This window comes from Pseudomonas sp. Os17 (assembly GCF_001547895.1).
In the GTDB taxonomy this organism is placed as follows: Bacteria; Pseudomonadota; Gammaproteobacteria; order Pseudomonadales; family Pseudomonadaceae; genus Aquipseudomonas.
In genome coordinates this window covers 4,140,520-4,161,212 of the sequence record NZ_AP014627.1, presented here as the reverse complement: position 1 = coordinate 4,161,212, position 20,693 = coordinate 4,140,520, and the positions used below count along the sequence as shown (strand labels likewise).

Annotated in this window: 16 protein-coding genes; 12 read left to right on the top strand and 4 right to left on the bottom strand. The window is 63.8% G+C overall.

All coding sequences use genetic code 11. From position 1 onward, the window contains the following. The first annotated feature begins 296 nt into the window (after positions 1–296). The 5 genes from POS17_RS18300 (at position 297) to POS17_RS18280 (ending at position 7,533) form a co-directional block, all read left to right on the top strand. Positions 297–1,238: a LysR substrate-binding domain-containing protein gene (locus POS17_RS18300; RefSeq protein ID WP_060839882.1), complete on the top strand. Its 942-nt coding sequence runs from the start codon at positions 297–299 to the stop codon at positions 1,236–1,238. Between the two features lie 419 nt (positions 1,239–1,657). Beyond that, positions 1,658–3,082, top strand: coding sequence for an aldehyde dehydrogenase (gene aldA / locus POS17_RS18295; RefSeq protein ID WP_060839881.1), 1,425 nt, complete (start codon positions 1,658–1,660; stop codon positions 3,080–3,082). A 199-nt stretch (positions 3,083–3,281) separates the two neighbouring features. Continuing rightward, entirely contained in the window at positions 3,282–4,604 is a 1,323-nt protein-coding gene (locus tag POS17_RS18290) for an MFS transporter (protein WP_060839880.1), read from the top strand. Position 4,605: 1 nt separating this feature from the next. Continuing rightward, entirely contained in the window at positions 4,606–5,823 is a 1,218-nt protein-coding gene (locus POS17_RS18285) for a mandelate racemase/muconate lactonizing enzyme family protein (RefSeq protein ID WP_060839879.1), read from the top strand. A gap of 78 nt (positions 5,824–5,901) precedes the next feature. Continuing rightward, on the top strand, positions 5,902–7,533 hold the full coding sequence (locus tag POS17_RS18280) for a GMC family oxidoreductase (protein WP_060839878.1): 1,632 nt from the start codon (positions 5,902–5,904) through the stop codon (positions 7,531–7,533). A gap of 34 nt (positions 7,534–7,567) precedes the next feature. On the opposite strand, the gene POS17_RS18275 is transcribed toward POS17_RS18280, so the two are convergent. From POS17_RS18275 to ftsH, 3 genes are all read right to left on the bottom strand, one after another. Next, positions 7,568–8,494 (bottom strand): universal stress protein, encoded by a 927-nt coding sequence (locus tag POS17_RS18275; protein ID WP_060839877.1) that lies wholly within the window; start codon positions 8,492–8,494, stop codon positions 7,568–7,570. Between the two features lie 277 nt (positions 8,495–8,771). Next, positions 8,772–9,755: a zinc-dependent alcohol dehydrogenase family protein gene (locus POS17_RS18270; protein WP_060839876.1), complete on the bottom strand. Its 984-nt coding sequence runs from the start codon at positions 9,753–9,755 to the stop codon at positions 8,772–8,774. Between the two features lie 76 nt (positions 9,756–9,831). Continuing rightward, complete coding sequence (gene ftsH, locus POS17_RS18265) at positions 9,832–11,697, bottom strand: ATP-dependent zinc metalloprotease FtsH (protein ID WP_060839875.1); 1,866 nt, start codon at positions 11,695–11,697, stop codon at positions 9,832–9,834. Here ftsH and POS17_RS18260 point away from each other — a divergent pair. Next, positions 11,696–11,878, top strand: coding sequence for a hypothetical protein (locus tag POS17_RS18260; protein ID WP_060839874.1), 183 nt, complete (start codon positions 11,696–11,698; stop codon positions 11,876–11,878). The genes ftsH and POS17_RS18260 overlap by 2 nt on opposite strands. A 95-nt stretch (positions 11,879–11,973) precedes the next feature. Here the strand turns inward: POS17_RS18260 and POS17_RS18255 are convergent, their stop codons facing one another. Next, positions 11,974–12,516, bottom strand: coding sequence for an Hsp20/alpha crystallin family protein (locus POS17_RS18255; RefSeq protein WP_060839873.1), 543 nt, complete (start codon positions 12,514–12,516; stop codon positions 11,974–11,976). Positions 12,517–12,942: 426 nt separating this feature from the next. Here POS17_RS18255 and speD point away from each other — a divergent pair, with 426 nt between their 5' ends. The 6 genes from speD (at position 12,943) to POS17_RS18225 (ending at position 20,586) form a co-directional block, all read left to right on the top strand. Then, entirely contained in the window at positions 12,943–13,362 is a 420-nt protein-coding gene (speD, locus tag POS17_RS18250) for an adenosylmethionine decarboxylase (protein ID WP_082729906.1), read from the top strand. Between the two features lie 307 nt (positions 13,363–13,669). Then, positions 13,670–15,169 carry an alkaline phosphatase family protein gene (locus POS17_RS18245; RefSeq protein WP_060839872.1) on the top strand — a complete coding sequence of 500 codons (1,500 nt, stop codon included), beginning with the start codon at positions 13,670–13,672 and terminating at the stop codon, positions 15,167–15,169. Further along, on the top strand, positions 15,169–16,983 hold the full coding sequence (locus POS17_RS18240) for a B12-binding domain-containing radical SAM protein (RefSeq protein ID WP_060839871.1): 1,815 nt from the start codon (positions 15,169–15,171) through the stop codon (positions 16,981–16,983). The genes POS17_RS18245 and POS17_RS18240 overlap by 1 nt, the downstream gene beginning before the upstream one ends. Before the next feature lie 3 nt (positions 16,984–16,986). Next, on the top strand, positions 16,987–18,114 hold the full coding sequence (locus POS17_RS18235) for a radical SAM protein (protein WP_060839870.1): 1,128 nt from the start codon (positions 16,987–16,989) through the stop codon (positions 18,112–18,114). Then, entirely contained in the window at positions 18,104–20,335 is a 2,232-nt protein-coding gene (locus POS17_RS18230; protein WP_060839869.1) for an ANL family adenylate-forming protein, read from the top strand. The genes POS17_RS18235 and POS17_RS18230 overlap by 11 nt, the downstream gene beginning before the upstream one ends. Next, complete coding sequence (locus POS17_RS18225) at positions 20,332–20,586, top strand: acyl carrier protein (protein ID WP_060839868.1); 255 nt, start codon at positions 20,332–20,334, stop codon at positions 20,584–20,586. Before POS17_RS18230 ends, POS17_RS18225 begins: the two co-directional genes overlap by 4 nt. Positions 20,587–20,693: the final 107 nt, after the last annotated feature.

The window sequence follows — 20,693 nt, the reverse complement described above, 5'->3', positions numbered from 1 at the left end:
TCGGGTGCGATGAACCCGGCCGCGGCAAGGGCGGCAGCCAAGGGTGAAAGGATTGAGAGGGGGGTGAACGCTGTGGCTTCAGCCAGTGGCGATCATCGAGACAAGCGGGAAATGAGGCATGGGCGGTACTCGTTGTTGTTTTTGTAATGTGCCTGCAGTGTTGCTATCTGCTCTTGGCCCGACAAACGATTTATTCATCGCCTGCGCATGACAAAAACGAATGTTAGTCCCATGGATTCCGTCTACGGGTGCATGCGATGCTTTGCGCCTCCTGCAGCTGTCACAGAGAGACTGTCGTGAAACGCAAAATGCCTGCGCTCAATGCGCTAAAGGCCTTCGAGGTCGCCGGCAGCACCGGCAGCTTTACCCGGGCCGCCGAATTGCTCAACGTCACCCAGAGCGCGGTCAGTCGCCAGGTCCGGCAACTGGAGGAGCAGTTGGGGGAAAGCCTGCTGAAACGACGCCATCATCACCTGGAACTGACCAGTGCCGGGCGAGTATTGCTGCGTGCCCTGCACCAGTCCTTCGACAAGATCGAGTTGACGTTGCGCGGCATTGCGCAAAAGTCCCACACCAATCGCTTGCACCTCAATGCACCGCCAACCTTCGCCAGTCGCTGGCTGTTGCCGCGCCTGGGACGTCTGCGTGAGCAGCACCCTGAATTGGAGCTGAGCCTGACCACGCGTTTGCAGGACAGCCTGGCGGAAACCGCGACCCTGGATTGTGCGATCCGCTTTGGTGACGGTGAGTGGGATGGCCTGGATAGCTCCCTGCTGTTTCAGGAGCGGCACATCGCGGTCTGCGCGCCTTCGCTGCTGGCCCGGGAATCGGCGGAACAGGGCATCGATCTCAAACGCATGACCCTGTTGCATGTATTGGCCCGGGAAGACCAGCGCTACCTGACCTGGAAGCACTGGCTGGATGCCGCGCGGATCACCGGGGTCGATACTCAGGGCGGCTATGAGTTCGACCTACTGGATCTGGCCATCCACGCGGCCACCGAGGGCTTGGGGATTACCATTGCCGACTGGCACATGGTCGCGGCGGAACTGGCAGCGGGGCAGTTGACCCAGGTGCACAACGTGCATGTCGAGGGGCACCAGTCCTACTGGCTGGTGACACGTCCAGCCCAGGTTCCGTTGCCGCAACTGCAGGTATTTAGCCAGTGGCTCGAAGAAGAAATCTGGCTGGCGCAACGCCAGCTTGAGCCCTCCACAGCCTCAACACCCCTGGGCTAGAGGCCGCGCGACCGCCTTCGTCGGCAAGCCGACTCCTACAATAGCCCACATGCGCAACCTGTGTAGGAGCTGGCGTGCCAGCGAAGAGGTCCTTCAGGCCTCCATCATCAGTGCGTCATAACATGCGTTTTTTGCATGTTAGTCCGCGCAATTAATCGTTTGTCCTTGTCGTGCCGGACGACAAGACTGCCTGCACTCACATAACAACAACCCGAGTGCCCAGCCATGCCCTATCCGGTCCTTGTCGATTGCCTGTCGCTGCACCTTGCCCGCGGTTTCCCGCCTTGCCTGCAGGCCATAGCCCTGTCCGTCGATCGCTGCGCTGTGCCCGCTCGGCCACTCCAGACCCTTTGATCGCCGGGCCTGGATTGCGTCCAGGCTGCCTGCGCCACTTCTCTGCCAACGACGGGGCAACTTCCATGCAACTTGAACAGAATTTTGTTAACGGCGACTTCATCAAACCCGCCAGCGGCGTATCCATCGCGGTCTATGATCCGGCCGACGAAAGCCTTGTGGGGCATGTCTCGGCCGCCACTCAGGAAGAGGCCCATGCTGCGGTGACTGCCGCCTGTGCGGCGCAGAAAAAATGGGCTGCCTTGACCAGCATCCAGCGCGGTGACTATCTGCGCGCATTGGCCGATGCCCTGGAGTCGCGTGCCGACGCCATTGGCCAGGCGCTGGCGGCCGAATCGGGCAAAAGCCTGGCGGACGCCAGCAATGAAGCCCGTTACGCCGCGCAGATCACTCGTTATCACGCTGAATGGGCGCGCCGCATCGAGGGCGAGATCATTCCCAGCGACAGCCCCGACGAAAAGCTGTTTCTGCACCGCGAGGCGATTGGCGTCGTGGCTTGCCTGATCCCGTTCAACTACCCGGTCTACACCCTGCTGCGCAAGGTGGCGCCGGCGCTGATCGCCGGCAACACGGTGGTGGTGCGTCCGAGCAACAACACGCCGATCTCGGCTTTTGAAATCGCTCGGGCGGTCCAGCAGGCCGGCCTGCCGCCTGGGGTGGTGAACATCCTGACCATGGACCACGCCACCGCTGCCACCGTCTGTACCCACCCGGCAGTGGGCATGATCACCCTGACCGGCAGCGTCAATGCCGGGCGTATCGTGCTCGACTACTGCAAGGCCAATATCGCCAAGCCGTCCCTGGAACTGGGCGGCAAGACCCCGGCCATCATCGAGCCCGACGCCGACCTGGAGCAGGCCGCCAGCGCCATCATCGCTTCCAAGACGACCCACTGCGGCCAGTTGTGCACGGCAGTGGAACGGGTCTATGTCCATGAAAGCGTGCACGAGCGATTCCTGGCCCTGCTCAAGGACAAGATCGCCGCCGTGCAATTCGGTGATCGGCGCCAGGATCCGGGCCGCATGGGGCCTCTGGTGAGTGCGGCATCGCGGGAGGCGATCCATGGCCTGGTGCAGCGGGCGGTCGCCCAGGGCGCGGTGCTCGAAGCCGGTGGCGTGATGCCCGAGGGGCCGGGGCATTTCTATCCGCCGACGCTGCTCAGCGCGTGCCGCCAGGACATGGAGATCGTTCAGGAGGAAATCTTCGGGCCGGTCCTGCCGGTGCTCAAGTACCGGGATATCGATGAAGCCCTGGCCTTGGCCAATGACCACCAGTTCGGCCTGGCCTCGGTGCTCTACACCGAGAACTACCGCACCGCGATGAAAGTCGCCGGGGCCATCCAGGCCGGCGAGTTGTACGTCAACCGAACCCCGGCTGACCCCTACCAGGGCTACCACGCCGGCTGGAAGCGCTCAGGGCTGGGCGGTGACGACGGCAAGCACGGCATGCTCGAGTTCACCCAGACCCGCCTGGTGGTCATGCCTTTCTAAAGGCAGCTGCACGTTTCAAGCGGCAAGCACCCAGCCAAAGCGTGCAATCGATTTTGCCGCTTGCCGTCGTTGTATCAAGACAGCCGCAAGCTGCAAGCAAGAACACCGCAGTCGTTCTTGCCGCTTGAAGCTCCAAGCTTGCCGCTGCCCCACTAATAATAATGAGCGGCGCCGGTTACCGGCGCCCGAGGGCATCGTTATGTCTAAGCATGCAGCCGATCTGATCTCGGCCCAGGACCCCGCCGGGTTGCCGGTGAGCCACAGCGACAAGGGCAGTCGTTACTTTCAACTGATGCTGCTGGTGCTGGCCGCCGGAGCGATCTACCCGATCCTCTACCTGCGTCAGGTCTACCAGACCACCATGCTTGAGGTGTTGCACATCAACCACAGCGAGCTGGGTTATCTGTACTCCATGCTCGGCACCATTTTCCTGATCAGCTACCTGCCCAGCGGCTGGCTGGCGGACCGTATCGCTCCGCGCTTGCTGATATTTTTCTCCCTGGTGGCTACCGGTGCCCTGGGCCTGTGGTACTCCACTGCGCCATCACTGACGTCGCTGATGATCATCTTCGGCTGCTGGGGGCTGACCACCGGGCTGACGTTCTGGGCCTCGGTGCTCAAACGGGTAAAGATGATTGCCCGCCACAATGAGCAGGGGCGTTTCTTCGGCATCCTCGACGGCGGCCGTGGCCTGGTGGAAGCCTTGCTGGCGACCCTGGCCCTGGGTTTGTTCGCCCTGGCCACCGAGACCCGCGGCGAGTCGACGGCCGAGGGTTTCCGTCACGTGGTCTACCTGTATTCCTTTACCTGCATCGTCATCGGCTGCGTGCTGGTGCTGCTCAAGGACCCCAAGTCCCTGCAAGACACAGCACCGGTGGAAAAGGGGCGGTTCAACCTGCTCGGCGATCTGGCGACCCTGGTGAAAATCCCCGAGCTGTGGCTGGTGACCGCCATCGTGTTCTGCGGTTACCACATCTTTTGGGCTACCTACAGCTTTTCCGACTACCTGCAGGGCAACGGCATGACCGCGGTGATGGCCGGCACCATCACCACCATCAAGCTGTGGATGCGGCCGCTGGGTGGCATCGGTGGCGGCTGGCTGGGTGACCGTTTCTCGAATATCTCGGTGTTGATCGTCGCCCTGTTGCTGGCCACCCTGGGCATCGTCGGGCTGATCCTGTTCCCGGCCATGGGCAGCTTGGGCTTGTTGATCGCCACCGTGATCTTCATCGGTCTGATGACCTACGCCATTCGCGGGCTGTACTGGGCGATCCTCGACACCTGCCGTATTCCCCTGCGCATCACCGGTCTGGCCATCGGCATCGTCTCGGTGGTGGGCTACCTGCCGGACGCCTTTATCCCGCTGATCAACGGCTACCTCACCGAACACTTCCCCGGGGCCTTGGGCTACCGCTTGTACTTCGGCTACATCGCCGCGGCCGGCGCCCTCGGCACCCTGGCCGCGATCGCCTTGCGCGCTCGCATCAAGCGTACCCAGCCACATTCGCAAACAGGAGCCTGAGATGAAAATCGTCGCCCTTGAAACCCATATTGTCGCTGTCCCGCCACCGCATATCGGCGGCATGTACTGGCTGTTCGTCAAGCTGCGCACCGCCTGCGGCATCGAAGGCGTGGGCGAGATCTATGCCGCCACCTTCGGTCCCCAGGCGATGCGGCCGATCATCGAGGACGTGTTCCAGCGCTATCTGCTGGACCAGGACCCGCACCACATCGAACGCTTCTTCCGCCAGGCCTATTCCAGCGGGTTCACCCAGCGCCCGGACCTGACCATGATGGGCGTGGTCAGCGGCCTGGAGATGGCCTGTTGGGACATCATTGGCAAGGCGGCAAACAAGCCGGTGTACGAGCTGCTGGGGGGCAAGGTCCATGAACGCCTGCGCTCCTATACCTATCTGTATCCGCAGAACAGCCGCGGCGAATACGACTACGACGACCCGGACCTGGCCGCCGAATGCGCGGTACAGAACATGAACCAGGGCTTCACCGCCCTCAAGTTCGACCCGGCCGGCCCCTACACCGCGTACTCCGGGCACCAGTTGTCCCTGCAAGTGCTGGAGCGCTGTGAAACCTTCTGCCGCAAGATCCGTGAAGCGGTGGGCAATCGCTGCGACCTGCTGTTCGGCACCCATGGGCAGATGGTGCCGTCCTCGGCCATTCGCTTGGCCAAGCGCCTGGAGCAATACGACCCGCTGTGGTTCGAAGAACCGGTGCCGCCTGGCCAGGAGCAGGCCATGGCCCAGGTGGCAGCCAAGACCAGCATCCCGATCGCCACCGGTGAGCGCCTGACCACCAAGTACGAGTTCTTCAAGCTGCTGCAGGCCGGTGGTGCCTCGATCCTGCAAATGAACGTGGCGCGTTGCGGTGGCCTGCTGGAGGCGAAGAAGATTGCCAGCATGGCCGAGGTCTACTACGCGCAGATCGCCCCGCACCTGTACAACGGCCCGATTGGCGCGGCGGCGAGCTTCCAGCTGGCGGCCTGCACGCCGAATTTCCTGATCCAGGAAAGCATCATGACCTGGGGCGGCTTCCACGCCGAAGTGCTGACCAAGCCTTTGCAATGGGAGGACGGCTACATCATCCCGTCCAGCGAGCCGGGCCTGGGGGTGGAGCTGAACATGGACGTGGTACGCAGGCACTCGCCTTACAGCGGCGAACGTCTGCACCTGCAAATGGCCGCGACGCCGGCCGACGTCAACGACCACTCCCCGGCCAAGGGCTGAGCACTTCCCGCCCGGAGACGGGCAGGGCATGGGCAGCCGGCATGGCTGCCTTCAATACGACCTGAGCGGTAACCCTGCATGACATACGACTACATCATCGCCGGCGCCGGTGCCGCCGGCTGCGTTCTGGCCAACCGGCTCTCGGCCTCGGGCCAATACTCGGTATTGCTGCTGGAAGCGGGCGGCAAGGACTCATCGTTCTGGTTCAAGATTCCGGTGGGTTTCGCCAAGATGTATTACAACCCGCGTTTCAACTGGATGTACTACAGCCAGCCGCAGAAGCAGCTCAACGGCCGGGCGATCTACGCGCCGCGGGGCAAGGTCCAGGGGGGCTCCGGCTCGATCAACGCGATGATCTATGTGCGCGGCCAGGCCCATGATTTCGATGATTGGGCGGCCAATGGCAACGACGGCTGGAGCTTCGACGAGGTGCTGCCGTATTTCCGCAAGCTGGAGAATCACCCCCTGGGAGACAGCCAGTACCACGGCGGCAGCGGCCCCATCAGCATCACCCCGATGAAGGGGCAGACCCATTCCATCTGCGATGTGTTCCTCAAGGGCTGTGAGGAACTGGGCTATTCGCGCAGCGAAGATTTCAATGGCGCCCGATTCGAGGGCGCGGGGATCTACGACGTCAACACCCGCGATGGCCAGCGCTGCTCCAGCAGTTTTGCCCACCTGCATCCGGCGTTGCGCCGGCCAAATCTCAAGGTCGAGCATTACGCGCTGGTGGACCGGGTGCTGTTCGATGAGCAGCAACAGCGCGCCACGGGTGTCCGCGTGACCCAGCAAGGGGTGGTCCGGACCTTCAGCGCCAACAAGGAAGTGATCCTCTGTGCTGGCGCGGTGGACACGCCGAAGATCCTGCAACTCTCTGGTGTCGGTGATCGCGGGTTGCTGGCCCGGCACCAGATTCCTCTGGTTCGCCACCTGCCGGCGGTCGGGCAAAACCTGCAGGACCACTTGTGCGTCAGCTACTACTACAAGGCCAATGTGCCGACCCTCAACGACCAGCTCAGCTCGCTGCTCGGCCAGCTCAAGCTGGGCCTGCAATACCTGCTGACGCGCAAGGGCGCGCTGGCCATGAGTGTCAACCAGGCTGGCGGCTTCTTCCGTGGCGACCCGGGGCAGGAACACCCCAACCTGCAGCTGTACTTCAACCCGCTGTCGTACCAGATTCCCAAGAGCAACAAGGCCAGCCTCAAGCCCGAGCCGTATTCCGGCTTCCTGCTGTGCTTCAACCCCTGCCGGCCCACCAGTCGCGGCAGCATCCAGATCGCCTCGAACAACCCTCGGGATGCAGCGCTGATCGACCCCAACTACCTGAGCACCGACAAGGACATAGCCGAGGTGATCCAGGGCAGCCGGCTGCTGCGCAAGATCATGCAGGCCCCGGCGCTCAAGAGCATTACCCTGGATGAGGTGCTACCGGGGCCGGCGGTGGACAGTGATGAGCAGATGCTGCAGTACTTTCGCGAGAACTGCGGCTCGATCTACCACCTGTGCGGTTCCTGCGCCATGGGCCGCGACGAGCAGCGCTCGGTGGTGGACAAACGCCTCAAGGTGCATGGCCTGGCGGGGCTGCGCATCGTCGATGCCTCGATCTTCCCCAACGTCACTTCCGGCAACACCCACGCGGCGGTGTTGATGGTGGCGGAGAAGGGCGCCGACCTGATTCTTGAGGATGCCCGCTCGATGGTCGGTGGATGAGCATGCAGGAGCAGTGGCCTGAATGCGGCCCGCCTCATTCAGCCAGGTTCTCCGGCGCTACCACCCATACGCTGCACGGCATCCGGTACAGCAGGTGTTCCACCGTGCTGCCGATCAGGCGTCCCATGCCCCGGCGGAGGACCCGCCCCATGACGATCATGTCGACATCGTAGGCATCCGCATAACTGGCCAGCACCTTGGCCGGGTCGCCCATGATCATGTGCTGGTTCTCGGCGGGGATGCCATTGCGTTCGGCCAGTTCGCGAAAGGCGTCGCCCTGCGCTTCGAAGAACAGTTTGGCCGCGCTTGAGGAGAAGAACGCCGAGGCGTTGTCGAAACCGAATTCGGCGGCGCTGATGGACGACAGGTCATGGGCATAGATGACATCGAGCACCGCATTGCAGGTGCTCGCCAGTTTTGCGGCTTCGCGCAAAATCCTGTCATTCAGGCCCTGGTAGCGTCCATCGCGATGGAACGGGTCGACAGCGGCGACGATGCGGCGGGGCAGGGCGTGCTGCACATGGCTGACAAAGTGCAGAGGCACCGGGCACTCGCGCAGCAGGTGAACATCCAGAGGCGTGAACATCAGGCGCGACAGCGGCGACTCGTGGTCCAGCGCCTTGATCAGCGCGGCCATCGGTTGCTCCTTGAGGTGAATGAGGATCTCCTGCAGCGGGCTCTGCACCCAGACCACCTCGGTGGTGACCGTGACGCCGATCTTGCGTAGGGGATGGGCCTGCTCTTCGAGCCACTGGCGGTGATGTTCGACATAGCCCAGACGCATCTGCTCCAGGGCCTGGCCGTTGACCATGCCGGCAGTGGCCAGGCCTTCCAGGTAGTCGAACGCGACGATGTGCAGCGCTGAGTCCGAAGCCTTGGCCAGGGCCGCGGCCCGTTCGAAGGCTGGGCTTTTGTGCATCAGGGGCGAGACGACGAGCATGAAGCGTGATGGCTCGGACATGATCAATCTCCGTCAGGTTAATGCAGCAACGCCGAGGCAACCGGGCAAGCCGGTGTACGGACATGGCGGCCACGACCCTATGCTGGCTTGAGTCGCGGCGACCGGCTTGATTTTTGTCAAGCCGGCGGGAGAGCGGAGCATGGGGCAGATCAACGGCGTCGTGTGCCCGGAAGATCTGCAACTGAACGTCTGCAGCCAGGAACAGGCCAATGCCTTGGTTCGCCCGCGCAAGGCGCGGTTCGAGGCGCCCCATGCCTGGTCGTGCGGCCACGGCACTTCAGGGCGTGAGCACGATGGCGCCGTTGAAGCGGCCGCTGCGCAAGCACGCCAAGGCCTGATTGGCGTCGTCCAGGGCAAAGCGGGTGATATCGCAGTGCACCGGCGTGTGTTGCAGCTCGGCAAAAAAGGCATGGCCGTCTTCGCGGGTCAGGTTGGCCACCGAGCGCACGCTGCGTTCGCCCCAGAGCAGGCGATAGGGAAAGGCGGGGATGTCGCTCATGTGAATCCCGGCGCAGATGACGCAGCCGCCCTTGACGGTGGCTGCCAGCGCCAGGGGCACCAGCGCCCCGACGGCCGCGAAGATCAGGCTGGCGTCCAGTTCATGAGGCGGTGGCTGATCCGAAGGTCCGGCCCACGCCGCGCCGAGGGTTCGGGCATAGTCCTGGCTTTCCTGGTCATGCGGGCGGGTGAAGGCATACACCTGTTGCTGGCGCCCACGGGCGATCTGGATCGCCAGGTGTGCCGCCGCGCCGAAGCCATACAGCCCGAGGTGCTGCGCGCCTTGGGCCATGCGCAAGGCGCGAAAGCCAATGAGTCCGGCGCACAGCAATGGCGCCGCCTGGATGTCGCTGAGTGCGTCAGGGATGGGGAAGCAGAAGCGCGAATCGGCCAGGGTGTATTCGGCGTAACCGCCGTCCAGATGACAGCCGGTGAACTGCGCCTGATCGCAGAGGTTCTCGCGGCCCGCAAGGCAGAACGCGCATTCGCCACAGGTCCAGCCCAGCCACGGAACCCCAACCCGCCGGCCGATCCAGCCAGGGTCGACCTGGGGCCCCACCTCCGTGACTTCACCGACGATTTCATGCCCGGGCACCCGCGGCAGCAGCGCCTGCGGCAACTCGCCGTCCAGCAGATGCAAATCGGTGCGGCAGACCCCGCAAGCCAGCACCCGGATCAGCAACTGGCGGGCGCCGGGTTCGGGCAGGGCGCGTTCCTGTCGTTGCAGTGGCTGGCCCGGGGCATTCAGAACCATGGCGCGCATGAGGCGGCTCCTGGCAGTGGGCGGCCAGCGCCCGTGGGCGCTGATGCCGCCGAGGATGGATGAAGCAGACGAGTCGTCATCCGCTCACCTGCGAAGGGCAGGCGGGCGTCACGCCGGTCCTTGCCATGCTCGTGGCAGCCGATTGCGCCGGCAGCAGCGCGGCGAACTCCTCGGGAGTCAGGGTTTCCTTCTGCAGCAAGAGACGGGCCCCGGCGTCCAGATCGGCCCGCAGGCGTTCGAGCAAGGCCTTGGCGCGCTGGTAGGCTTCATCGAGCAGCGCGCGAATGCCAAGGTCCACTTCCCGGGCGGTCTGCTCCGAGTAATCCTTCTCGCCCGTGCCTTGGATGCGTTCACCCAGGTAGGTGGCGTTGCGCTGTTCCAGCACGGCCTGGCCGAGTTCGGCGCTCATGCCAAACCGGGTGATCAGCTGGCGGGCGATATCGGTGGCATGGGCCAGATCATCGGCGGCTCCGGTCGAGGTCTGTCCATAGACCAGAAACTCGGCGGCGCGCCCGGCCATGAGCACGACCATCCGGTCCTTGAGCATCTGGCAACTGATCAGGAAGTGGTCCTCGGTGGGGCGCTGCAAGGTGTAGCCCAGTGAGCCCATGGAGCGCGGCACGATCGAAACCTTGTGCACCGGATCCATGGCCGGCAGGTGGCTGGCGGCCAGGGCATGGCCCATCTCGTGATACGCCACGACCTGGCGTTCTTCCGGGCGCAGCACGCTGCTTTTGCGTTCGACCCCGGCCACCAGGCGTTCGACCGCCGCGGTAAAGTCGTCAAGCTCGACCGCCGCGGCGCCACGACGGGTGGCGACGATGGCAGCCTCGTTCACCAGGTTGGCCAGGTCGGCCCCGGTGAAACCGGTGGTCATCTCGGCAATCCGCTCCGCATCCAGGGCTGGCGACGCGGTTATCTTCTGCAGGTGGACCTTGAGAATCGCCTGTCGACCGGTGCGATCCGGTCGATCGATCAGCACCTGACGGTCGATGCGCCCGGCGCGCAGCAGGGCCGGATCGAGAATCTCCGGCCTGTTGGTCGCAGCCAGCAGCACCACACCCTCACGGGGGTCGAATCCGTCCAGCTCGGCGAGCAACTGATTGAGTGTCTGCTCCTTTTCATCGTTGCCGCCGAACGCGCCGACGCCGCGGGCTTTGCCCAGCGCATCGAGTTCATCGATAAAAATGATGCAGGGCGCCGCCTGTCGAGCCTGTTCAAACAGGTCGTGAACCCGGGCCGCGCCGACGCCGACGAACATTTCGACGAACTCCGACCCCGAAATCGAGAAGAACGGCACACCGGCTTCACCGGCAACGGCCTTGGCCACCAGGGTCTTGCCGGTGCCGGGCGGGCCGACCAGCAGCGTCCCCTTGGGAATGTGCGCGCCCAGACGGGCGTATTTGGCCCGGTCCTTGAGAAAGGAGACCACTTCCACCAGTTCGGCCTTGGCTTCATCGATCCCGGCGACATCGGCGAACCTGACCCCGGTATCGCGTTCGACGAACACCTTGGCCCGGGACTTGCCGATGTTCATCAAGCCGCCAAGCCCCTGCCTTTCGGCCAGGCCGCGAAACAGGAAATGCCAGATCACCATGATCAGGACCAACGGCAACAGCCAGCCGATCAGCCCGCTCAAGAATGGAGTGTCGTTGACCCCGGTAAACCCGACGCCTGTCTGGGCAAGGTCGCCAGCCAGTGACGGATCGACCCGCACCGTGGTGAAGCTGTCGTGGCCGTCGATGGGAGCCAGCAGTCTGCCGCTGATCCGTTCCTTCTCGATCTGCAGGTCGCTGAGTTTTTTTTCGTTCAGCAGTTGCAGGAACTGGCTGTAAGGAATGTTCTGCGCGGCATGACGTTCGATGAACAGAGTCTGCACGAGCGTGAACAGCATAAAGGCGATCACGAAGTACGACAGGTTCCACTGGTGGTTCTTCTTCATGCTCATGACTCGACAAGGGCAGGGCCACGCAGCCCGTCACCAGTACCACGGCCTGGACAACGTGCTGGGCAGCACCACCGAACACATCCTCTGCCAGGTGCCCTGCAGCGTCCTGGCGGTCAAGGCGCAGTCAGCGGTGGCCTCAAGCCGTTCGCCATTTGCAGCGCCGGGCGGGCACTAAAGCCCGATGGTGGAGCGACACATCGATCGTCTTCGGGCGGCGCCAGGAAAAAGCCCCTTGCCGCTGTTGCGGCAAGGGGCACCCTAGTGCGGAACCTACTCGCCCTTGATCGGCACGACTGTGTCCGCCTTCATGGCTTCAGGCTTTTTCGGCAGCGAGATGCTCAGCACGCCCTTGCTGAAACTGGCATCGATCTTCTCGGCGTCGACGCCTTTGGGCAGATTGAACACCCGCTCGAAAGAGCCGTAGTGACGCTCGCTGAGGTGATAGCCCTTGCGGTTCTCTTCCTTGTCCTCTTTCTTTTCGCCCTTGATGATCAGGCTGCCGTTGGACAGTTTGATCTCGATGTTCTTCTGGTCCATGCCGGGCAGTTCAGCGGTGATCTCGTAGCTCTTGTCCTTCTCGCAGATGTCCACGGCAGGCATGCCGTGGCCCATCAGTTCGCGGCGCCAGAAGGGTTCGACATCGAACAGTCCACGACCGAAGGGTGAAAGCCCCGAGCCGCGATTGAAGTCATCGAACAGGTGATCGACTTGTTGGCGCAGTTTTTCCAGGGGCCGCCAAAGGTCTGTGGCCAGCGGATGCCGGGTGGATTTGTCTTCAGTGGTGACCGGCATCTTCTTCACGGAGTTGCTCATTTTCGGTTCTCCTCTTCGGATGGCAGGCGGACGATGAACATCCTCTCTTCGAGCCGCCTGGGCAGATCGGATGTGCTTGCCGAATCAACGTCCAGCATCACGGCGTCCGTCCGGCGCAAGCCGCCGTAGCCAACGCCTGTGATGAAGCCGTTGCCGGGTCTTAATCTCGGCGCTCACCTCTGGGGAGTCGTTGATCTGGATCAGAAGAGCGGTGAACTGTCTTGGGCAGGCGACGAGATGCGCAAAGCCCCTCGGAAACAATTGGAATAATTTGCTCACAAACTCAAATAACCCCGTGCACGCAAGGGTGGATCCGCGGGCGGCGGCTGCCCCATCATCGGAGCCCTGCAAGCAGTGCAGTGGGGCTCCAGCAGCCGTTTATTCACCGACTATCGCTACCCGCCTGCGTCGATACAGGGACGTCATATGAACCCGGATGCCAATGCGTTTTTTGGAAGGCACACCCTGGGCGAGCTCTATCAGATCTCTCCCGAACAGCTCAACGACATAGAGGCCCTGACCCGGTTGCTGTGCGCAGCATCCGTCGAAGCCGGGGCCACAGTGTGCGGCACCATGACCAAGCGCTTCGAGCCGCAGGGGGCGACGGTGCTGGTGATGCTGGCGGAGTCCCATGCTTCCTTTCACACCTATCCCGAGCACGGTGCGCTGTTTCTCGACATCTTTACCTGCGGAACCCGCTGCGACCCGGTCAAGGCCTTCGACTACATCTGCGCCAGCCTGAAGTGCGATGTACGGGCGATGAAGATCGTCGAGCGCGGAGCGCCGGGCGGCGACAGTCAAGCGGCCAGGCCGGCGCTGGCGACTCCGGGGCTGCGCAGCTACTGAGCGAACACCCCAGGGGAACGCAGGGCGCTCGCAGGTGCATCGGTGGATGAACAGCCGATCAATGCGTTAAGCCAGTTTGTTGCAAGTTGATGTTTGTTTCAGGGTTCTTGTTCATCCAGGACGTGATGGTCTGATTTGGCATTGCCATTAAATGACCTGTCCGCTTGCAAGTTGCACTGCTTCTTTCAAGTTTGAAAGAGCAGGATCTTAGTTGATTGTTTTTTATAAGTGGTTATAGGCCAGTGGCCGGCTGGTGCCTGTTCGTAACCTGCTGTTCATTATGTTTATCTCTTGGGAGTGAATGATCATGGAAGATCAAAAGTTGAAGTTGCTGGTCTTCGGTGTCGATGGCGCCTCCCATGCCGTGCTCCAGCAATTGATGGCGCGGGGCCTGTTGCCCAACTTCAGCGCATTGCGTCGGCACGCCGCCCATGGGGTGTTGCAATCGACCTTTCCACCCCATACCGCACCGGGCTGGGCCTCCATGTTTACCGGGGTTTCCCCGGGTGAGCACGGGATCTACCAGTTCTGGTCGACCCACAGTGACGACTATCGTTTCAGGGCCATGAATGCCGCCGATTACGGGCGCGAGCCCTGCTGGCTGACCCTGCAGCGCCATGGCCTGAAAGTGGGTGCCTACAACATCCCCATGACTCATCCGCCGGCCGACTTGCAGGGCGGCTACATGATCAGCTGGCCCCTGGCAAAGACATTGAGATATACCGCACCCGGTAACTTGATGCATGAATTGATGCAGGCGGGCCTGCACTATCATTCCGATCTGGTCACCATGTATCGCGGTCAGGAAGATTATTGCGAGCAGGCGCGAAAGTTTATCGACGGTCGTGCCGAAACTTGCTGTTTTCTGCAAAAGAACCGGCCGGTCGATGCACTCTTCGTGGTCTTTACCGAAGTTGACCGGGTCAGTCATTACTACTGGGGCGATGCCCAGGCCCCCAGTGCGGCCGTGGAACAGTGCTATGTCGACATCGACCGGGCGCTGGGCACCTTGCTGACCCTGACCGACGACCAGACCCTGGTGGTGGTGGCTTCCGACCACGGCTTCGGCCTGTGCGAGGCCGACTTCAGCGTGCACGAATTCCTCCAGCAGCATGGCCTGCTGGCAACCCGCTTCGAACGGCAGCAGGACGGGGCCGAGACGGCGCACGACGATCCGGGCGCGCGCTCCTGGTTCGATGACCCCGCCAGCTACCGGCGGCTGATCGACTGGTCGCGCTCCGACTTCTACATGCCCACTCCCGGCTGCTTCGGCCTGAACGCCAACCGGGTCGGGCGCGAGGCCCAGGGCCGCTTGACCGACGAGCAGTTGCCGGCCGCCGAAGAGCGCCTCAAGCGCGCCCTGGCCCAGGTGCTCGACGATCAGGGCCGGCCCTGGTTCAGGCTGGTCCGTGCCGACCAGGTCTATGTCGGGGCGCGCCTGTCGGATGCCCCCGACTACCTGCTGATCCCCAGGGACTTCAGCGTCATGCCGACCCCGAGCCTCACCGGGCAGGTCTGGAGCTCGCCGGCCCAGCGCGGGGTGCATCGTCCCGACGGCATCGTCTTCATCCGCGGTTCGAGCTTTGCGCAAGACGTCGCGCTGCAAGCGCGCATCGAAGACATCTACCCGACGATCCTCGCCCATCTGGGGCTGCCGGTGCCGGAAGGGCTCGAAGGCCACTGGCTGCTGGAACCGCCCCACGAGCCCCGGCGCGAGCCCGGGCGCAAAGGCAGTGGCGGGCCCCGCATGAGTGAAGAAGAGCAGCGCTTCATGGACAGCCAATTACAGCAAATTGGGTACTTTTAATGGAAACCGTACCGTTCACCAACGCCGCCGAAGGGCTGATTCCCCTGACCAATCTGGCCGAGTCGCTCGATGCGCCGGCGGCCAATCCACTGCATTCCAGTGTCGACTTCCGCAAGCCGCACCCCATGCGGGTGTGCTTCCCGGTGCTGCTCGACGGCGACCTGGTCATGAGCTCCGAGCACCTGGGCGTCAGTTACCTGGTGTCGATCCTGCGGGACCTGGGGGCCGAGTGCCTGGTGGTCGAGGTCAAGTCGATCCAGCACGGCGACGAGATCGCCATCGCCGAGGTGGTGGCCTTCAAGCCTGACCTGATCGGGTTCTCCCTGACCACGGTCACCGTCAGCCACGCCACCGCATTCGGTTCGGCATTGCGCGCGGCGCTGGAGCCGCGGGTGGCCTTTCTGGCCGGCGGTCCGCTGGCCACCTTCCTCGGCTCCAAGCTGTTGAGCAACCCCAACTGGAGCTTCCTCGACGCCCTGGTGCGGGGTGAGGGCGATGTGCCGTTAGTGCGCTACGTGGAGGCCTTCTGGGATCACGGCGACTACGCCTCGGTGCCCAGCCTGAGCTGGCGCGAGGAGGGCGGGTTCGTCATCGACAACCCCATCGGCAAGCCGCTGCCGGAGCTGGACATGCTGCCCGAACCGGCCCGGGATCAGTTCGAACTCAACCATGGCAAGCTGCCTTATCTGCGCCTGGCTACCACCCGCGGCTGCACCGCCCGCTGCACCTTCTGCAACGCCCCCCACGCCGGCAACAAGATCAACCCCGGCAAGCTGTGGCGGGCCAGGACCCCGGACAACATCGTCGACGAAATCGAGCGCCTGTATCACAAGTACAACTTCAACACCTTCGACTTCGTCGACTCCACGTTCGAAGACCCGGGTGGCGCGCCATTCGCCAAACAGCGCATCGCCGACATCGCCCAGGGCGTGCTCGATCGCGGCCTGAAGATTTATTACAACTGCTGCATGCAGGCTAAGAACTGGCACGCCGAGGACCAGCCGCTGCTGGACCTGCTGTACCGCTCGGGCCTGGAAAAAGTGCTGATCGGCATCGAGTCGGGTTCGCAGATCGGCCTGGACCGCTGGAAGAAGAAATCCACGGTCGAGGACAACAAGCGTGCCATCGAACTGGTGCGTGGTGCTGGCATCTACGTGGCCTTCGGCTTCATCGCGTACCACCCCTGGTCGACCTTCCAGGAGATCCGCGACAACAACCTCTTCCTGCGTCAGTACATGGGCTACAACCTGCGCCGCTACACCGTGCGCCTGGAGCTCTATCCCGGAGCCGAAGCCGTGGAGACCCTGCGCGCCGAAGGCAAGCTGCATGACGATTTCGACGTCTCGCTCAATGCCCTGAGCTACGACTTCGAAGACCCGCGGGTGCGCCAGCTGTCGTCCATCAGCGCCTTGCTCTACGGCGAGAAGTACGCCTCGGAAATGGTCATCGAGAAGGAACCGGCGGTGTTCGAGTTCGAGACCTACGACATCGTCATGCACACCTTCATGTCGCGCCTGCGCCGAGCGGTGCTGGATGACCCCCGGGGCCTGGCGATCCTGCAGGCGGGGGAAGCCAAGGCCACCGAGCTGCGCCGGCAGATGAGCGACTTCAACTATGAGCTGATTTCCCAGATGACCGACCTGGCCGAGGAGGGCACCCTCACCGAGGCCTATGCCCACGAGCGGCGGCCCCAGGTCGAGCAGTTCTACCGGGGCAAGCTCGGCGAGCTGCGCCAGGTCCAGTTGGGCATCAGCATGCAGTTGCACCGCGCGGGCCTGAGCTTGCGCGATATCCAGTTCAGCAAGGAGGCCTGAGCCATGACCAATGCCGAACCGGTGAACTTCCTCGGCCACAGCCGCTTGCTGGGCAACGACCTGGTGATCAACGAGGATTCCTGCAACCTGGGATGCACCTACTGCCTGACCGGGCAGAGCAACATGAAGTCGTCCCACGAGGGCAAGTTAATCTTTCAACCGCCGGTGCATGACGTCTACAGCGAAGACAGCGAGCTGGGCCAGCGCCTGCAGACCATCGTCGAGCGGGTCAACCGCACCTTCAGGCCGCCGCTGCTGAAGCTCACTGGCGGCGAGATCTTCATCATCAAGGGCATCATGACCTTCATCGAGCGCATGGCGCCGCTGCACGAGGTGCTGATCGTCCAGACCAACGGCCTGCCGCTGACCCGGGACAAGGTGCGGCGCCTGGCCGCACTGGGCAATGTCGTGGTGCAGATATCCCTGGACAGCAGCCACTATGAGGGCAACAGCTACCGGGTCCTGTCGCCGCGCATCCACGAGATGATCATGGAGCGCATCGCCATGGTGCTGGAGGCCGGCCTGCCGCTGGAAATCTACGGCGTGCTGAATGATCGCAGTGCGCCTTACCTGCGGGAATTCGTCGAATGGTGCGCCCGCTTCGAAGACAACCCGCCGCAACTGTTTCCCTTCCCCGTGCGCGGCCCGGACAGCGACAGCTTCAAGGTCCGGCCCGAGCAGTATCCGCTGATCGATGAGCTGTTCGAGCTACGCGAGCGCTACCCGCAGATCCTGCCGCCCAAGGCCTACCTGGACCGGCTCAGCTCGTTCTACCACCAGGGCCGGCGCACTTGGCGCTGCCACCTGCCGCGGCTGGTGCTGTCGACCTTCAGCGACGGCGTGGCCACACCGTGCCCGAACATCTGGTTCCACAACATGGGCAACCTGCTGGAGGACGACTGGAACAAGGCCCTGGCCCCGGTCAACCGTTCACCGTTCTATCAACTGTTGCTGGCCGAGCGGCCGCGCCTGGATGCCTGCAAGGGCTGCTTCACCCCCTGGGACACCCTGAGCCTGTACTTCGAGGACGCCATCAGCCTCGACGAACTGTGCCGCGCGCCGTCTTACGCCCCGGCAGCGGTCAGGAGCCTGCTCGAACACGCCAAGGAGGCCTATCGCAATGGTGCATGAGTTGCCTGACGACGAGCGCTGGTTCAGCGAAGTGACCGCAGGCCCGGTGCTGGCCGCCTTGCCTGCCGCCATGCGCGAGCGCTGGGTGCCGCCGCTGGCAGCGCTGGCCGACAGTGGTCAGCAGCGCCTGCTGCTGGTGTTCGACAGCTCCCTGGAGCATGTCGCTCTGCTGCTGATGCTGTTGCAGCACGGCCTGTCGCTGCTACTGGTGGCCAGTGACGCCCGGCCCGGGGAATTGCAGCGCTACGCGGCTCAGGCCGCCATCAGCCATTGTCTGGCGCTGGACCAGGGGCAATTGCAGGTGACTCGCCTGGAGCCGGGCACTGGCGTGCCGGCGCAGTTGCCGCAGCGGCGTGGCCTCTATCTGTTGACCTCGGGTACCACCGGCGAGCCATCGCTGATCTTTCGCGACCTGCAAAGCTGGCGCGACGAAGGCCTGCGCTACTGCCGCCTGCTGCAACTGGGCCCCGAGGACCGGGTGCTGTTCATCGCTCCGGTGTATCACGCCTATGCGCTGGGCTGGTTATGGGGTGCGCTGCTGGCCGGGTGCCAGGTGCAGATCTGCAAGCCCACGGAGCTGGGAACCGGGTTGCAGGCGTTGCGCCACTGGGCCAGCCATGCCGTGGTGACGCCACTGCTGGCCGGTCTGCTGGCCCAGCGCGGCGGACCCGGAACGCGTCCCGAGCGGCTCAAGGGGGTGATGTCCGGCGCCGGTCCCGTGGACGGACACCTCGACCAGCAGTTCCAGCAGGCCTTCGGCATCGGCCTGTCGCGCAACTATGGCAGTACCGAAAGCGGTGCCGTGTTTGCCGGCGTCGCGCCGTTGCCGCCGCTGTCCATCGGCTTTCCCATGCCGGGGATCGAGGTGCTGCAGCCCGGGGCGCCGGGCCAGCCCTTCGCCCTCAAGGTACGACTCGAGGACGGGCGTCTCTACGACACCGGCGACATCGCCGAACAGAGCGCCGCCGGCTACAGCATCGTCGGTCGCGAAAGTACGGCGATCCGCCGTGGCGAGCGCTGGATCTCGCCGTTCGAGATCGAGTCGGTGCTGGGCAGCCACCCGGATGTGCAGGACTGCGCGGTGCGCGCGGTCAAGTCCGCCCAGTCGGGCAACGACCATGTCTTCGCCTTCGTGGTCTGGAACCCGCAACGCCCGTGGGACCCGCGACTGCTGCGCGAACATTGCCTGGCCCACCTGGCGCCGGCCAAGGTTCCCGATCGCTTCGAGCGCACGCCGCTGATCGCCCGCAGCGGCAACGGCAAGCCGCTGCTCAGCCGGCGTTATCGTCCGGCGAGCAATCAGGTGTTGCTGGAGGCTGCCCATGCCTACAAGCGTTCGCAGTTGCTGTTGGCACTGTGGGAGAGCGGGGCCTTGCAGCTCAGTGCCCAGGGCCTGAGCGTCGATCAGATCGCCCAGCGCACCGGCCTGCATGCCCACACCCTGGCAGTGGCCTTCGACACGGCCCAGGCCAACGGCCTGCTGCACGAGGCCCCGGAGGCCGAGACGCCGCGGGACCTGGAGGACCTGGCCGCGGTGCTGGACCTGGAGTCCTTCAACTGTCGCCACTGGAATCGCCTGGACGCGATGCTGGCGGTGCTGCACGACGGCCTTGATCGGCGCGCCTTCGAACAGACGCCCAAGCACCCGCAGCTGCAGCGGCGCTACCAGCGCGCGGTGGCCGGGGCGGACAAGCAGCTGGCGGCCCAGCTGACCTGGCGCAAGGCCCTGCACAACGCGCCCAGGGCCATCGCCCTGCTGGATATCTGTGCCACCGGGGCGGTGTACACCCAGGCCCTGCTGAGCCGTCGGCGCCTGGATTGCCGGGCCAGTCGGATCGTCCAGCTGGGCGGGCTCAATCCACCGGCGGCGGATATCCCGGTGCACAGCCACGAGAACCTGGTGCAACTGGACGCGCGCGGGTTCGACGTGATCGTGCTCGACAACACCCTGCATCAGCCCGAGGTGGCCCAGGCCCTGCCGGCCTTGCTCGAACGCCTGGGGCCCGATGGCCAGCTGATCATCGACGAGATCTTTTTCAACGACACGGCTTCGGCGGCCGTCGGCGTGGACTGGCTGACCCATGGCGGCTGCCAGTACCCGAGGCAGGCCGAGGTGGTGACGGCGCTGGCGCGCCAAGGATTCGTAGCCGAGCAAGTCTGGCGCCGCGAATCGACGATTTACCAATGCACGATGTTATTCACCAGGAGTTTAGAAAAATGACCGACACCGACCGCTTGATCAAAGTGTTCTCCAGCACCGTGGGCCGTGAACTGAACCGGGAAGACCTCTCGGGAGGGGATCTGATCGGCAGCCTCGGGCTGAACTCGATCGACGCCCTGCAACTGCTGATCCAGGTGGAAACCGAATTCGGCTTCTCCATCGAGGACAACGAGCTGTCCATCGAACTGGTCAATTCCCTGGAGCGTCTGGAGGCCTTCGTCGCCGACAAGACCCAGGCCCGGATTGGCTGACACGGCGGGCGGCCGATCCCGTTTGCCAAGGTCGGGCGTGCTGTTCTCGGCCCGTACCGACGAGGGAGATCCGGCATCCGCCGGATCACCCGGAAGATTCGAAAGAC

Bases quoted from the DNA above. Each gene is read 5' to 3' on its own strand.
- aldA (WP_060839881.1), top strand. From the start codon at position 1,658: ATGCAACTTGAACAGAATTTTGTTAACGGCGACTTCATCAAACCCGCC.
- POS17_RS18290 (WP_060839880.1), top strand. From the start codon at position 3,282: ATGTCTAAGCATGCAGCCGATCTGATCTCGGCCCAGGACCCCGCCGGG.
- POS17_RS18285 (WP_060839879.1), top strand. From the start codon at position 4,606: ATGAAAATCGTCGCCCTTGAAACCCATATTGTCGCTGTCCCGCCACCG.
- POS17_RS18280 (WP_060839878.1), top strand. From the start codon at position 5,902: ATGACATACGACTACATCATCGCCGGCGCCGGTGCCGCCGGCTGCGTT.
- POS17_RS18275 (WP_060839877.1), bottom strand. From the start codon at position 8,494: ATGTCCGAGCCATCACGCTTCATGCTCGTCGTCTCGCCCCTGATGCAC.
- POS17_RS18270 (WP_060839876.1), bottom strand. From the start codon at position 9,755: ATGCGCGCCATGGTTCTGAATGCCCCGGGCCAGCCACTGCAACGACAG.
- POS17_RS18260 (WP_060839874.1), top strand. From the start codon at position 11,696: ATGCTCATGACTCGACAAGGGCAGGGCCACGCAGCCCGTCACCAGTAC.
- ftsH (WP_060839875.1), bottom strand. From the start codon at position 11,697: ATGAAGAAGAACCACCAGTGGAACCTGTCGTACTTCGTGATCGCCTTT.
- POS17_RS18255 (WP_060839873.1), bottom strand. From the start codon at position 12,516: ATGAGCAACTCCGTGAAGAAGATGCCGGTCACCACTGAAGACAAATCC.
- speD (WP_082729906.1), top strand. From the start codon at position 12,943: ATGAACCCGGATGCCAATGCGTTTTTTGGAAGGCACACCCTGGGCGAG.
- POS17_RS18245 (WP_060839872.1), top strand. From the start codon at position 13,670: ATGGAAGATCAAAAGTTGAAGTTGCTGGTCTTCGGTGTCGATGGCGCC.
- POS17_RS18240 (WP_060839871.1), top strand. From the start codon at position 15,169: ATGGAAACCGTACCGTTCACCAACGCCGCCGAAGGGCTGATTCCCCTG.
- POS17_RS18235 (WP_060839870.1), top strand. From the start codon at position 16,987: ATGACCAATGCCGAACCGGTGAACTTCCTCGGCCACAGCCGCTTGCTG.
- POS17_RS18230 (WP_060839869.1), top strand. From the start codon at position 18,104: ATGGTGCATGAGTTGCCTGACGACGAGCGCTGGTTCAGCGAAGTGACC.
- POS17_RS18225 (WP_060839868.1), top strand. From the start codon at position 20,332: ATGACCGACACCGACCGCTTGATCAAAGTGTTCTCCAGCACCGTGGGC.